Annotated in this window: 12 protein-coding genes; 5 read left to right on the top strand and 7 right to left on the bottom strand. The window is 57.4% G+C overall.

Going from position 1 to position 13,485, the window contains the following annotated elements; genetic code table 11:
* Positions 1–12: 12 nt before the first annotated feature.
* Positions 13–660, bottom strand: coding sequence for a thiopurine S-methyltransferase (locus tag I6L32_RS16440; RefSeq protein ID WP_216945196.1), 648 nt, complete (start codon positions 658–660; stop codon positions 13–15).
* Between the two features lie 110 nt (positions 661–770).
* A complete protein-coding gene (locus tag I6L32_RS16435; RefSeq protein WP_216944193.1) occupies positions 771–2,141 on the bottom strand; it encodes a leucine-rich repeat-containing protein kinase family protein in 1,371 nt (456 codons plus the stop codon).
* A 260-nt stretch (positions 2,142–2,401) separates the two neighbouring features.
* Between I6L32_RS16435 and I6L32_RS16430 the strand changes: the two genes are divergently transcribed.
* From I6L32_RS16430 to I6L32_RS16410, 5 genes are all read left to right on the top strand, one after another.
* Complete coding sequence (locus I6L32_RS16430) at positions 2,402–2,932, top strand: MarR family winged helix-turn-helix transcriptional regulator (protein ID WP_103260029.1); 531 nt, start codon at positions 2,402–2,404, stop codon at positions 2,930–2,932.
* Positions 2,929–3,711, top strand: a complete 783-nt coding sequence (locus I6L32_RS16425) for a HEAT repeat domain-containing protein (RefSeq protein WP_216944191.1) — start codon at positions 2,929–2,931, stop codon at positions 3,709–3,711. Before I6L32_RS16430 ends, I6L32_RS16425 begins: the two co-directional genes overlap by 4 nt.
* Positions 3,708–4,079: a DUF6616 family protein gene (locus tag I6L32_RS16420; protein WP_216944189.1), complete on the top strand. Its 372-nt coding sequence runs from the start codon at positions 3,708–3,710 to the stop codon at positions 4,077–4,079. Before I6L32_RS16425 ends, I6L32_RS16420 begins: the two co-directional genes overlap by 4 nt.
* Before the next feature lie 418 nt (positions 4,080–4,497).
* The gene (locus I6L32_RS16415; RefSeq protein WP_216944187.1) at positions 4,498–5,262 is read left to right on the top strand and encodes an SDR family oxidoreductase; all 765 of its coding nucleotides are present in this window, start codon (positions 4,498–4,500) and stop codon (positions 5,260–5,262) included.
* A 51-nt stretch (positions 5,263–5,313) separates the two neighbouring features.
* The gene (locus I6L32_RS16410) at positions 5,314–6,141 is read left to right on the top strand and encodes a bifunctional transcriptional activator/DNA repair enzyme AdaA (RefSeq protein WP_216944185.1); all 828 of its coding nucleotides are present in this window, start codon (positions 5,314–5,316) and stop codon (positions 6,139–6,141) included.
* Between the two features lie 441 nt (positions 6,142–6,582).
* On the opposite strand, the gene I6L32_RS16405 is transcribed toward I6L32_RS16410, so the two are convergent.
* The 5 genes from I6L32_RS16405 to guaB all read right to left on the bottom strand — a co-directional run bounded on the left by I6L32_RS16405 (position 6,583) and on the right by guaB (position 13,314).
* Positions 6,583–6,837 (bottom strand): hypothetical protein, encoded by a 255-nt coding sequence (locus I6L32_RS16405; RefSeq protein ID WP_216944181.1) that lies wholly within the window; start codon positions 6,835–6,837, stop codon positions 6,583–6,585.
* Positions 6,838–6,911: 74 nt separating this feature from the next.
* Positions 6,912–7,931, bottom strand: a complete 1,020-nt coding sequence (locus tag I6L32_RS16400; RefSeq protein WP_216944179.1) for a hypothetical protein — start codon at positions 7,929–7,931, stop codon at positions 6,912–6,914.
* Positions 7,932–8,855: 924 nt separating this feature from the next.
* Positions 8,856–9,455 carry a DUF4145 domain-containing protein gene (locus I6L32_RS16395; RefSeq protein ID WP_216944177.1) on the bottom strand — a complete coding sequence of 200 codons (600 nt, stop codon included), beginning with the start codon at positions 9,453–9,455 and terminating at the stop codon, positions 8,856–8,858.
* A 721-nt stretch (positions 9,456–10,176) separates the two neighbouring features.
* On the bottom strand, positions 10,177–11,766 hold the full coding sequence (gene guaA / locus I6L32_RS16390) for a glutamine-hydrolyzing GMP synthase (protein ID WP_042863789.1): 1,590 nt from the start codon (positions 11,764–11,766) through the stop codon (positions 10,177–10,179).
* A gap of 84 nt (positions 11,767–11,850) precedes the next feature.
* Positions 11,851–13,314, bottom strand: a complete 1,464-nt coding sequence (gene guaB, locus I6L32_RS16385; RefSeq protein WP_010674549.1) for an IMP dehydrogenase — start codon at positions 13,312–13,314, stop codon at positions 11,851–11,853.
* Positions 13,315–13,485: the final 171 nt, after the last annotated feature.

The raw sequence follows: 13,485 nt of genomic DNA, 5'->3' as shown, positions 1-13,485 counted from the left end.
CCTCGCGCCCTCTCAACCCCGGCGGATCAGCCGGTAGGCTACCTCGTCGAAATAGGAGAGCTGCCCCGAGAGCACCCTGGGGTGATCCAGCTCAGCCCCCCGGCCCAGCACCTCGACACCAAAGTCGCGCTCAAACAGGGTGCGCACCTCCATCTCCCCCACCGAGAACGGCGGCTGTTGCTGCTGCTCGGGCTGATATTCGAGGGTCACCAGCAACACCTGCCCCCCCGCCTCCACCAGGCGGCTCATCAGGGCGGCATACTGGCGGCGCATGGCGCCCGGCAAGGCGATAAGGGCCGCCCTGTCATAGACCAGGCGATAACGCAGCCCGAGCTCCGGGGCGGCGAAGAAGTCCCCCTGATAGATGCGCAGATCCTCGTGCCGGTGGCACTGATAGGGACCCACCTCGCTTCTCTCTGCACTCAGGTTGTTCTCGTCAAAAAACTGGGTAATGGCGAGCTCGGAGAGCTCGAAGCCATCCACCGGATGCCCCTGCTCACGCAGCCAGAGCATGTCCCGGGACTTGCCGCAAAGGGGCACCAGCACGGGGTCGCTCCCTTGCCGGGCCGACCACCAGGATTGCAGCCAGCGGTTGAAATCTGCCTGATGAAAGCCAATCCGGTTCTCTTTCCACTTCTGGTGCCAAAATGCCGCTTCCATCATCTTCCTCTCGTCATCTGCAATGGTGCATCACTATCACAACTTCACCGAAGTGGCGCAAGCCCCATGATCCCGCCCCTGTGCAAGAGAACGCCCACGATGGGCAGGCCTCAGGCCACGACCCCAGGCAGGCTTGTCGCCATCGCTGCCAGCCGGGTCAGGATCTGCGCGAAGGTGGGTCGCCGGGAAGGCACCTCAAAGCCGCACTCCCCGGCCAGTCGATGAAGGGGGTCGAGGTCGGCGTCCCCCCCATCACAGCGCGCCAGCAGCTCGGCCAGCAGGCAACCAAAGGCCCGCACTTCCAGGCGCTCCAGCCGCCCGGCCAGCACCTCATCGGCGCGGTCGTAACAGGAGGCGGCACCAAAGTCCCCGAGCAGCACCCGGCCCGGCGCCTCCTGCGACGAGTGAGGCATCGCGGGCTGCAAGGAGTACAGCAGGTTGTGTGCGTAGAGATCGCCGTGGAGGATGCCCCGCTCGTGCAGGTGCCGGGCGGCCGCAGCCACCCCCTGCACCATGGCCATCACCTGGGCCGGGGTGAAGTTCAGATCCGCCCCATAGACATCCCGGGTGCAGGAGTCCAGGCTCGGGGGGCCCGCCAGGGTGGAGAAGGCGGGGTCTATCAGGGGCATCACCAGTGCCGGGATGCCGGAGGGATGATCGCTCACTCTCCCCATCACACCGACCAGGTTTGGATGACGACCGGCGGCCAGGGACGCAGTCATCTCGCTCAGGGGCAAGCCATCGCTGGTGACGGCCCCCTTGAAGAGCTTGACCGCCACCGCCCCGGGCCCTTCGGCCCTCGCCCACTCGGCGCGATAGATGACGCCGGATGCTCCCTCCCCGAGCACATCCCCCAGTGAGAGCACCTGCCAGGGGATCTCGGTAGTGAACTCCGATGTGCCGTTCAGACACGCCTGTTCATCACAGAAAGGGTTGCCCGCAAAGGCCAGCCAGGACAGACGCGGCATCGAGGGCAGCCAACTCGGCAACGCAGGCAGGCGGTTGGCGGCGATGCGCAAAAGCTCCAAACGGTGGCAACCGGCAAGCGTCTCGGGAAGCTCATGTAGCCGGTTGCCAGAGAGCATCAGCTTTTGCAGGGCGTCGCACTGCCCCAGCTCGTCCGGCAGTCGTTCGATGGCATTGTCGGTCAGGATCAGCCAGCGCAATCTGGCGGGCAGGGAGGCGGCCGGAACGGTCGCGATGCGGTTGGCCTTGAAGCCCACCATGGTGAGCGCAGGGCAGCGCCCCAGCACCTCGGGCAGTTCGGTGAAGTTGTTCTCGGAGCAGAAGAGGATGCGCAGCTTCTTGCATTCGGCCAGCGCGTCAGGCAACTCGCTCAGCTGGTTGCCGGTGAGATCCAGCACCTCCAGGGTCTCCTTGAGGCTCAGGATCTCGGGAGGGAACACCGCGAGGTTTTCAGCAAGTTTGAGGTGGCGGGCGCCGCAGAGCTCGCCTGCGCGAAGCTGTTCCAGGGTATGCATGGGATCGTCTCTATCAACATTCGGGCTTGCGGTGGCTCACTGCGGGACACTCCCCCCAGACCACAAAGGAGGGGCATTATAGGGAATGACGGCCAAAGATGGCCGATTTTCTTGCAACGCCTTCTCTTGCAAAGGCCCCCCATCGCCACACTCCCGCTCCCCGTTGCCATGAACCATCCTAGTCGCGCGCTTGGGTGGTTGATCATTTGGTTGGCGCCATATAGTATGGCGCCATACAAAGTCATTCGAGACTCACCATCATGATCACGCTGGAACAGAAACACCTCGCCCTGCTCGAGGATGCAGAGCGCCGCGGACACGCGGACACCCAAAACATGCGCGTCTGCTTTGAGGTGTTGACCCTCGCCGCTGCCATCGATCAGGCGTGCGCGGCGCGCCTGGCCCCTCACCGCCTCTCCGAAGGCAAGTTCGTGCTGCTGTTTTTGCTGCGCGACCTGCCAGAAGGGTTGGCCCCCCACGAGCTTGCCGACAAGGCGGGGGTCACACGGGCCACCATCACCGGCCTGCTCGACGGGCTGCAACGGGACGGCCTGTTGGCTCGCCACAGCGACAGCCAGGACAGGCGAAAGATCTCGGTGCGCCTGACAGAGCAGGGCCAGGCCCTGGCGCAGCACCTGCTCGATGAGCACAGCCAGTGGATAGGCTCCCTGTTTGCCGGGTTCGATCAGGCAGAGCGAGAAACCCTGAGCGCCCTGCTCAAGCGGGCCTGGCTCAACGTCATCTCATCCCGGGCAGGCTGTACTAAGGCCGCCACAGAGGAGCACCCATGACACGCAGCCGCATCACGGATATCGCCCCCTCACGCCTCGCCCAGCTCAATCGGGGAGAGGCTGAGGCAAGCAACCTGACCGAATGTCTGGCGGTGGATTTTGCCGCCCTGATGCAGTGTACCCTGCCTTCGCTCGGGCCCCAGGCGCTGGCGTCGATGCACGCCGCATCCGGGGAGGGCATTACCCGGCGCATGGCCCTGGCCGCCAGGCTGCTCCTGGCCGAGAACGGCACGAGGGGTCTTGCGGCGCTCAGCCGTCATCCCTCCGATACCGTGCGGGGCTGGGCCTGTTTCATGGTGGGCGCGAGCGAGGGGCTGTCGCTCAGCGACCGCCTGGCCCTCATTCGCCCCCTCGCCGATGACCCGCACTTTGGGGTGCGCGAGTGGGCCTGGCTCGCAATGCGATCGACCATTGCTGCGCAGCTCGAGGTGGCCATTGCCGCCCTGGAGCCCTGGACGGCGGAGCCGTCCGAGCGACTGCGACGCTTTGCCAGCGAAGCGACCCGGCCCCGCGGCGTCTGGTGTACCCATCTTGCGTCCCTGCGACAAGCGCCGGAGCAGGCCCTGATGCTGCTCGAGCCCCTCAGGGCCGATCCCGCCCCTTATGTGCAGGACTCCGTAGCCAACTGGCTGAACGATGCGAGCAAAGACAGGCCACAGTGGGTCACTGACCTCTGCGCGCGCTGGTCTCGCGAAAGCCCCTGCCCCGCGACAACCCGGATTTGTCAACGCGCCTTGCGCACCTTGCGCAAGGGCCAACTCCCGAAGGAACCCCTATGACCCACTATCTGGCAGAGCTCTACACCCCCACTCCCGCCTGGCTGGCACTGAACCAGACGGCTCGTCAGCAGTTCTTCGAGGCCATTGGCACAGGCATGGCCAACCTCGCCGCCCTCGGGGTGGAGCCCATCGCCCTGGGCGAGACCGATGCTGCCACCCTCCATGGCGCGCCCCACCCCTTCTTCGCCATCTGGCGCGGGCCGGATGCCGCAGCCATCGATGCCCTCGTCCAGGGAATAGCCGCATCGGGCTGGCACGACTACTTCGAGACGGTCAACGCCACCGGCGCCGGTGTCTCCCTGGGCGAGCACCTTGCACAGTTGGCCGCCCTGCCCTGCGCCGCCACATCCAGCCCCGCCCTGGCCTGATAACCCCTAAAAGAGCGTTATCCCACCAGGCCTTGCGTCAGTGCCGCCGACACCGGTGGCACTGTTTTCCATACCCTGCCCTTGCAAACCCAGGTCACCACCACCTGGGAAAGCGGCGCCACAACCCGCTCCCTTCCCACTCCCTCCCCACTCCCTTCATAAAACGCTGATATCTCCCGATGCCGTGATGGGCCATCGCCGATGGGACAAGTGAGCAAGATCCGGGTCGTCGTGACAAAGGTTCGCCGCCATAGTGCTTTCAAACCAACAGTGCTTTCAAACCAACAGTGTTTTCGACCCCCAAGGGGTTGAACCAAAGGAGGTTTGAACCAGGAGGGGGTTGAACCCATCCACTTGTCTGCCAATCCTGCATGAGCGTCACCACCCGGCGCCATGCACATCTCGCGAGGGAACTGCCATGTCATTACTGTCCAACAAGGTCGCCATCATCACGGGAGCCAGCTCCGGTATCGGCCGCGCCAGCGCCATCCTGTTTGCCAGGGAGGGAGCCAGCGTCGTCGTCGGCGCCCGCCGCCAGACCGAGCTGAATCTGCTGGTGGAGGAGATCCGCCATGAGGGGGGCCAGGCGGTGAGTCTGGCGGGAGATGTGAAAAGCGAAACCTATGCCCGCGCCTTGGTGGATCTTGCGCTGACCCGTTTCGGCGGACTTGATATCGCCTTCAACAACGCCGGCACCACGGGGACACCGGGCAGCGTGCCGGGGCTTGAACTGGCGCAGTGGCAAGAGACCCTGGATACCAACCTCACCAGCGCCTTTGTGGGGGCCAAGTACCAGATCCCCGCCATGCAGGCACGCGGGGGCGGCTCCCTTATCTTTACCTCCACCTTCGTCGGCCATACCCTGGGGCTGCCCGGCATGGCAGCCTATGCCGCAAGCAAAGCAGGCCTCATCGGCCTGACTCGGGTGCTGGCCGCCGAATATGGGGCACAAGGGGTGCGGGTCAACGCCCTGCTGCCGGGGGGCACCGACACCCCCATGGGACGGGCCTTTACCAATACCCCGGAAAGTCTCGCCTTTGTGCAGCATATGCATGCCCTCAAACGGCTGGCCCAACCGGAGGAGATCGCCCGCTCGGCACTTTATCTCGCCTCCGATGCCTCCAGCTTCACCACCGGCATTGCCCTGCTGGCCGATGGTGGGGTATCTATTTGTCGCACATGACCTTGTCGCACCCAAGATCCTGCGGCTGCAAACCTATCGTGAGAGCGCCTTATGTCTGATTACGCCCGCATCGCCGATGCCATCCGTTTTATCGCAAGCCAGGTGGCGCGCCAGCCCACCCTGGACGAGATAGCGGCGCACGTTCACTTAAGCCCCTTTCACTTCCAGCGGCTGTTCAGCCGCTGGGCCGGAGTGACACCCAAACGCTATCTGCAGGTGCTGACCCTGGAGCGGGCCAAGGCGCTGTTGCAGGAGTCGCGCCCGCTGCTGGAGGTGGCCGACACCCTGGGTCTGAGCAGCGGCTCGCGGCTCTACGATCACTTCGTGCAGCTCGAGGCGGTGACGCCGGGCGAATACAAGCAGCGCGGGGCCGGGCTGGTGATCGATCACGGGGTGCACGACACTCCCTTCGGCCAGGCATTTGTCGCCCTGACCCCGCGGGGGGTGTGCAACTTCTCGTTTCTCGATGACCAGGCCCCACAGGCGCCGCTGACCGCCCTCGCCCAGCGCTGGCCTGCGGCAGAACTGAGGGAGGCGCCATCACGCACCCAGGGGGTCATCCACACCATGTTCGATGGCAGCAAGACGCCGGATCGCCCCCTCTCCTTGCACGTGAGCGGCACCAACTTTCAGATCAGCGTCTGGCGGGCACTGCTCGCGATCCCGCCCGCCAAGGTGGTGAGCTACGCCCAGGTGGCGAGCGCCGTCGGCAACCCCAAGGCCGCCCGCGCCGTGGGGCTGGCGGTGGGCGCCAACCCCGTCGCCTTGATGATCCCCTGCCACAGAGTCATCCAGCAAAACGGCAAACTCGGCGGCTATCACTGGGGCGAAACCCGCAAACAGGCGATACACGCCTGGGAAGCGGCGAGATATGAGTGAGGGTCAGCCTTTTATGCGCGATCAGATTAGGGGAAACAGAAGACGAATTGGGTGCACTTTAAGAACATAGCCTTGCCAGCCCCAACAAACACTGGGAGTACCCTGTACCACTTGCTATGGGAGAAGTCCCTTTATATATGTGTATATATTGATTCCATTCTTAATAAATTTCCAAGCTCGTCTTTGATCGTTTTGTAGTGATAGGGCCGCAAATATCCCTTCGGGGTTGTCGTAATTTCCTATATTTATGCCAGACATTACATTGCATGCGAATTCAAGATGTTCTTTTGTTGAGTTATAAGCATCATTTTCACTGGCATCATTAATTTCTAACTGGATGGATAAGTACCTTCCATTTATTTCAGTGAATAGCAATAACAATGGTGGTTTTTCTGTACTTTTTATTTCAAATAAATTAAGGAGCTTTTTATTGTCTCTTGGCTAATTCCAGATTGGAACCATCATACTGAATACACCAGGTGGTAATCTAGGAAATTCATAACGACCTTTTGCAGGGCGCACAGAAAATACAGATAAGTTATCTCCGGTTAATTCATGTAGAGCCTGCCAGTAATCATCATCATGCAGTACTTTTTTATTATTCGGATGAATGTTGGTGTATATGATTACGCCAAATAAATGGACAGAATCGCTTTTTGATTTTTGCTCTTCGACAAATGAAGATAATACATCCATTTGATTTTCCATACGCGTTGTTAAGGGGGTATATTTCAGTTAGTAAAGCGAGAAACTTGATCCATCTGTCAAGTTTATTTCTTGAAGTCCCTAGATAACATTTGGGATGCAGCAGAGGCGGTGTACATACCTACACCTTTGATTTCCTTTGCAATTTCATAACCTTCATCTCTAAACCTCGCAAGCATTTGGCTCAAATCTGTGAGTTTACTGGTATTTAGAACCATTCTAACTGCGGTGCCATTGACTCGGTGCCCTAAATCAATATGTTGCTTCCTTTGTTCATTTAACGCGATTCCATGATCGCCACTGCAAATTAAGAAGTTTCCACCAAGTCTGCAAATTCTACTGATCATATAAAGACCAAACCCGGAGTTGTGCCATGGGTTGTCCCTATCAACACGAGCCCCTTTAAAGTTCTTGCTAGAAATTGCAGGCATTAATGCTTGCTGAATGGCATCTGAATCTGATTCAACCTGAATGAAGGGATTTGCCAAGAGGGATTGCTTCAAACCAATTCCATTGTCGATAATGGCAATCTCTACTTTGTGATATGTGGGCCAGTATTGTGCACAATACTCTATACTGCGGGATTGGCTGTGTTCCAAAACATTACGCATAATCTCTCTTATTGAAAACGTAAGGGCATCTACTAGATTTCCACCTTCTTCTCTGGAAAGAATTTTTGCCAAGTGTTCTGAGCGTTTTTCTATAATATCCTGGGCCTCTTTCCATTCTTTTGATGCTTCGTCAACAATGGTTTGAATTCGCAGGATTGTAAATGGCACAAAACTCTCATTTCCATCTTTGCAGTTTGGCTCTCTTCCATACTTCAGCCCAAATGCTCGGAAAAAAGCCATGTTGGCAGCGTATTCTTTATTCTGATGGCCCGTACAGCGAACTATTGTGTCTTTATATTTTCGACTAAAGTCTCTTATATGCTTTGCTACATAAGTCATCGAGAATGGTTCGATCCTCCCCATAGAAGAAAAGTCTATCAATAGATCTTTTTCACCCGCATACTTTTCCACCTCAGTACAGAATCTGAATATTTCTTGTTCGTTACAATTGCTCGGAAATTTTACAACTGCCATGCCCCCCCCTTGATTACATATCGTTTGCTTAAGAGCTTTTCTAGCTCACCCTAACACATAGCTCTAGTGACCTAAATAAGTTGTTATTTTCTTATTCACGAAACTGATGAAACAGTGACTCATCGCTAACTACTATTATGTCAATATTGATCATTTTGAAATTTACGCATTTATTTAAACCTTATTCTACAACCCTAAATTGAGTTGAGTCAGTCAATAAATTCCCAGCCGTAATAGATAACGAGATACTCTAGAAAATTTCTAGATCTTGTTCCAAGACACATTTCATGATTGATACATAGGCTACGTTATTTCCAAAAAATTAACCCTTCTTGAGCCAAGAGAAGCATCTTTGACTAAAAACTGTTCTAACAGAGTATATTTTTCTAGAGTGCCTGATGTTCCTTAGTTCTTCCTCAAGGTTGCCACCTCTGTACATTAATTGCTTTCTTTATTATTTGGCATTTAGACTTCTAGGAGCCGACCATCGCAATATGATTCAGTGCGTTTAAGAACGAATTCGCCAACGATATACTTGTCGAACAACGTTATTTTTATACCCTTATTTTCCGTAATGTGTCATTTATTTCATAGTCTACACTGCGACTAACCTCACAGGTCTTTGCATGATTTTTCCATAAATTCTAAAGTGAGGGATAACCCTCATATTTATCCATCTTTATCTATGTTGCAACAGGTGACTTTAGCTGTGCAGTCAGTACCTGGGCAAAATAATTCTTGCTTATCAGTATTAGGCCAACCCAGTAGAGGTCGTAGCCTTGTCTGGGTCTAAATAGTCATCTACTTCTATTTCTATGCTATACGCGATGTCTAGTGACATGCATAACTCCTGTGCGTGTAACACTTGAAAAAGAAGCGGGCTTTAGCTTATCCCAGTGACTAAAGCTAAATTTCAGCTACTTGTTAGCCGCCACTTTCCGGAACAAGGCCTGGAAACTCATAGACAAAACGCAGCAGCATTTCTACAAATGACATAAGGTTCTTGGCATCGGCTTCAGCCATTAACGCAATTTCATGCGTTGCCTCATTCCCCTTATTTCGGATGTGATCAACCCATACTTTTCCATTTGGCGGTACGAAGCCTTGGTTAGATAAATACTCAACATACTCAATGAATTTCATGTTCTCTTTTGCGCCCTGGTGCACTGCGATATTCATTAGCATCTTGCGACATAAGAGAACTGCGGCTGTGTAACAAGACTGACCAGTGCAACGCCGGGCTTCCTGGTAGAGTGCATCAATGTCGTCAGGTACATGCCGGACTGTATTACCCAGAGCAGGTGCAGGATACCGAACACCGCTTGGAGCAAAGAAAGTGATTCCGCTGCAATGAGTGCAAATGTAAGCAGCACCCACAACTTTTCCACTCCCATCGCTAAGTGCACCAATGGCATAGCCTTTATTTGAAGAAATAAGGTGGTTGCAGTAACCGCAAACAAATGACTCTGAGGGTAAGTCTTGCTTACTGCGCCAGTTTCCAGAACCAGGCTTCAAAAATTGCATGTAATTATCCTGTGAGGGCTAACTGTTGTTAGATGAAAAGCTACGCCATCCCGGATAGCAGAACCTTCCATATAACTCCGTTCCATCTTCGTAATCGCCAAAAAAATCATTTAAATCATCACATTACCAAACTGTCACTGGTATCTGACCACATTCGCTTCTATTCACAGCCGCCACTGGCGCTTGGCTTGCCCGCACTATTCCCGAATAACAGCAAAGCTACCGCAGGACAGCCTCCCGTTTGCTGCCTTTGACCCGCGCTGTTGCTCTGGCCTGGTTCATCGGTGACTCCTAAGAGGCCATATCCAGACGGATATCCTAGCGAGCGAAAGAGACAAGAAAAAGCGGAAGGTGGGCGTTTCCCAAGCCAGATCAAGAAATTACCCCATCTTGGGGGCGTATCAGCAGCTCACATCACCCTCTTGCATCAAGATGGGGTATCCAAACGGCGGGGATCCGGTTCCATTGCCCACATGGCAACTGACGGACAGGGTTTGCTCCCCCTCCCCTGTCTGGATAAACCACAGCCTGCCGCCCTATGTGGACGCGATGGATGACGCTCTGTCGCTCGACCCAGGCACTCACCATGACAACGGTGGCAACAGAGCCTTCACCCCCTTCGCCAGGGGAAAAATTTCTCGCAAACGATTGGAAAAAGAAAAGGCGTCTCAAGGGCGCCTTTTTGACAGTTTTGCGTTATCGGCAGGAAAACGTTAGCCGCTTATTCCCATTCGATGGTTGCGGGCGGCTTGCCGGAGACGTCGTACACCACGCGAGAGATGCCGTTGATCTCGTTGATGATGCGGTTCGACACGTGGCCGAGGAAGTCGTACGGCAGGTGGGCCCAGTGGGCGGTCATGAAGTCGATGGTCTCGACGGCGCGCAGCGCAATGACCCAGTCGTACTTGCGGCCATCGCCCATGACGCCGACGGAGCGCACCGGCAGGAAGACGGCGAACGCCTGGCTGACCTGGTTGTAGAGGTCGGCCTTGCGCAGCTCTTCGATGAAGATGGCGTCAGCCTTGCGCAGCAGGTCGCAGTACTCTTTCTTCACTTCGCCAAGCACACGCACGCCCAGGCCAGGACCCGGGAAGGGGTGACGGTAGAGCATGTCGTAGGGCAGGCCGAGTTCGAGGCCGACACGGCGCACTTCGTCCTTGAACAGCTCGCGCAGCGGCTCCACCAGACCCATCTTCATCTCTTCCGGCAGGCCGCCGACGTTGTGGTGGGACTTGATCACGTGAGCCTTGCCGGTCTTGCTGGCAGCGGATTCGATGACGTCCGGGTAGATGGTGCCCTGGGCCAGCCACTTGGCGTTCTTGAGCTTCTTGGACTCGTCGTCGAACACGTCGACGAAGACGCGGCCGATGGTCTTGCGCTTGGCTTCCGGCTCGTCGATCCCCGCGAGAGCGGAGAGGAAGCGCTCTTCGGCGTCGACCTTGATGATGTTCAGGCCGAAGTGATCGCCGAACATGTCCATCACCTGCTGGCCTTCGTTCAGGCGCAGCAAGCCGTTGTCAACGAAGACGCAGGTGAGGCGATCGCCGATGGCGCGGTGCACCAGCATGGCGACCACGGAGGAATCCACGCCGCCGGAGAGGCCCAGGATCACTTCGTCGTCACCCACCTGCTCGCGGATGCGGGCAACGGCGTCGTCGATGATGGTGGCCGGGGTCCAGAGGCATTCGCAGCCGCAGATGTCCTTGACGAAGTGCTCCAGCATACGGGCACCCTGACGGGTGTGGGTCACTTCCGGGTGGAACTGCACGCCGTAGAAGCGCTTGGCTTCGTCGGCCATGGCGGCATGGGGGCAGGTCGCGGTCTGGGCGATGGTGGTGAAGCCGGCGGGGATCTCGGTGACCTTGTCGCCGTGGCTCATCCAGACATCCAGCAGGGCATTGCCGTTGTCGGCAATGGCGTCTTCGATGTTGCGCAAGAGAGCGCTGGTCTTGCCGGACTGGCCCAGCACTTCGACCTGGGCATAGCCGAATTCACGCAGGTTGGAGGACTGCACCTTGCCGCCGAGCTGCTCGGACATGGTCTGCATGCCGTAGCAGATGCCGAACACCGGCACACCGGCGTTGAACACGTACTCGGGGGCGCGCGGGCTGCCCGCCTCGGTCACGGATTCCGGGCCGCCGGAGAGGATGATGCCGCTCGGGTTGAACTCGCGGATCTGCTCTTCGGTTACATCCCAGGCCCACAGCTCGCAGTAGACGCCGATTTCACGGACGCGACGGGCGATGAGCTGGGTGTACTGGGAACCGAAATCCAGGATAAGGATACGGTGGGCGTGAATGTCTTTAGTCATTTTATTCCTGCATCAGGCTGATGTTGTCACAAAAAGCACGGGATAAAAAAAGGGTGGAAAAACGGGGCGCAGAGCCCCGTTTCATCAGCCCATCCGGTAGTTGGGGGCTTCTTTGGTAATGGTCACGTCGTGAACGTGGGACTCTTTCATCCCGGCGCCCGAGATGCGCACGAACTCGGCCTTGGTGCGCATGTCGTCGATGGTCGCGCTGCCGGTCAGACCCATGGAGGAGCGCAGGCCGCCCATCTGCTGGTGGATGATCTCTTTGAGGCGGCCCTTGTACGGCACGCGCCCTTCGATCCCTTCCGGCACCAGCTTGTCGGCGGCGTTGTCGGTCTGGAAGTAACGGTCGCTGGAGCCCTTGGACATGGCACCCAGAGAGCCCATGCCGCGGTAGGACTTGAAGGAGCGGCCCTGATAGAGCTCGATCTCGCCCGGCGCCTCTTCGGTACCGGCAAACATGGAGCCCACCATGACGCAGCTTGCGCCCGCGGCGATGGCCTTGGCCACGTCGCCGGAGAAGCGGATGCCACCATCGGCAATCACCGGCACGCCGGTGCCTTCCAGGGCGTCCACAGCGTCGGAGATGGCGGTGATCTGGGGCACGCCCACGCCGGTCACGATACGGGTAGTACAGATGGAGCCCGGGCCGATACCGACCTTGACGGCGTTGACACCCGCTTCCACCAGCGCCTTGGCGCCAGCGGCGGTGGCGACGTTGCCGCCGATGATTTGCAGGTCAGGATAGGCTTCACGGGTCGCCTTGATGCGATCCAGCACGCCCTGGGAGTGGCCGTGGGAGGAGTCAATCAGCAGCACGTCCACACCGGCTTCCACCAGGGCGGCGACGCGCTCTTCGTTGCCGGCACCGGCACCGACGGCGGCACCGACCCGCAGACGGCCACGCTCGTCTTTACAGGCGTTGGGCTTGCGCTCGGCTTTCTGGAAGTCCTTCACGGTGATCATGCCCTTGAGCTTGAAGTCGCCGTTGACCACCAGCACCTTCTCGATGCGATGCTTTTGCATCAGAGCCACCACCTCTTCACGAGGGGCCCCTTCACGCACGGTCACCAGACGATCTTTCTGGGTCATGATCTGTTCGACAGTCTGGGAGAGATCGATGACGAAGCGCACGTCACGGCCGGTGATGATGCCCACCAGCTGGTTGCCGTCAGTCACCACGGGGTAACCGGCGAAACCGTTCTTGTGGCTCAGCTCCTTGATCTGGGCGATGGTCATGTCAGGGCGCACGGTAACGGGGTCGCTGACCACGCCGCTCTCGTACTTCTTGACCTTGCGCACTTCGGCAGCCTGCTGCTCGATGGACATGTTCTTGTGAATGAAGCCGATACCGCCTTCCTGGGCCAGTGCGATAGCCAGACGGGCTTCGGTCACTGTGTCCATGGCAGCGGAGATCATCGGGATATTCAGCGTGATCGCAGACGTGAGCTTGGTACGCAGGTCGGCGGTATTGGGGAGAACAGTGGAGTGGGCTGGAACCAACAGTACATCGTCGAAGGTCAGCGCTTCTTTGGCAATCCTGAGCATGGCAATATCTCACCGTTGAGGAGTGGGGGTGTAAAATATTGCCGACAAATTTTACTCATGCATTGGGCAGTGGTAAAGAAGTTTTTTGAATTTTTTATGGCGTAGCCCGATTTAACGCCACCAACAGGGCAAAAAACCAATAAATTCAGCCGTAACCATGCCGTTTTTCCC

Origin of the sequence: Aeromonas sp. FDAARGOS 1402, assembly GCF_019046925.1 — a bacterium.
Taxonomy (GTDB): domain Bacteria; phylum Pseudomonadota; class Gammaproteobacteria; order Enterobacterales; family Aeromonadaceae; genus Aeromonas; species Aeromonas caviae.
This window is presented reverse-complemented; position numbering and strand designations above follow the sequence as displayed.

Excerpts from the sequence above, each read along its gene's own strand:
- I6L32_RS16405 (WP_216944181.1), bottom strand. The coding sequence starts at position 6,837 with ATGGATGTATTATCTTCATTTGTCGAAGAGCAAAAATCAAAAAGCGAT.
- I6L32_RS16420 (WP_216944189.1), top strand. The coding sequence starts at position 3,708 with ATGACCCACTATCTGGCAGAGCTCTACACCCCCACTCCCGCCTGGCTG.
- guaB (WP_010674549.1), bottom strand. The coding sequence starts at position 13,314 with ATGCTCAGGATTGCCAAAGAAGCGCTGACCTTCGACGATGTACTGTTG.
- I6L32_RS16430 (WP_103260029.1), top strand. The coding sequence starts at position 2,402 with ATGATCACGCTGGAACAGAAACACCTCGCCCTGCTCGAGGATGCAGAG.
- I6L32_RS16410 (WP_216944185.1), top strand. The coding sequence starts at position 5,314 with ATGTCTGATTACGCCCGCATCGCCGATGCCATCCGTTTTATCGCAAGC.
- I6L32_RS16400 (WP_216944179.1), bottom strand. The coding sequence starts at position 7,931 with ATGGCAGTTGTAAAATTTCCGAGCAATTGTAACGAACAAGAAATATTC.
- I6L32_RS16435 (WP_216944193.1), bottom strand. The coding sequence starts at position 2,141 with ATGCATACCCTGGAACAGCTTCGCGCAGGCGAGCTCTGCGGCGCCCGC.
- I6L32_RS16425 (WP_216944191.1), top strand. The coding sequence starts at position 2,929 with ATGACACGCAGCCGCATCACGGATATCGCCCCCTCACGCCTCGCCCAG.
- I6L32_RS16395 (WP_216944177.1), bottom strand. The coding sequence starts at position 9,455 with ATGCAATTTTTGAAGCCTGGTTCTGGAAACTGGCGCAGTAAGCAAGAC.
- I6L32_RS16415 (WP_216944187.1), top strand. The coding sequence starts at position 4,498 with ATGTCATTACTGTCCAACAAGGTCGCCATCATCACGGGAGCCAGCTCC.
- I6L32_RS16440 (WP_216945196.1), bottom strand. The coding sequence starts at position 660 with ATGGAAGCGGCATTTTGGCACCAGAAGTGGAAAGAGAACCGGATTGGC.
- guaA (WP_042863789.1), bottom strand. The coding sequence starts at position 11,766 with ATGACTAAAGACATTCACGCCCACCGTATCCTTATCCTGGATTTCGGT.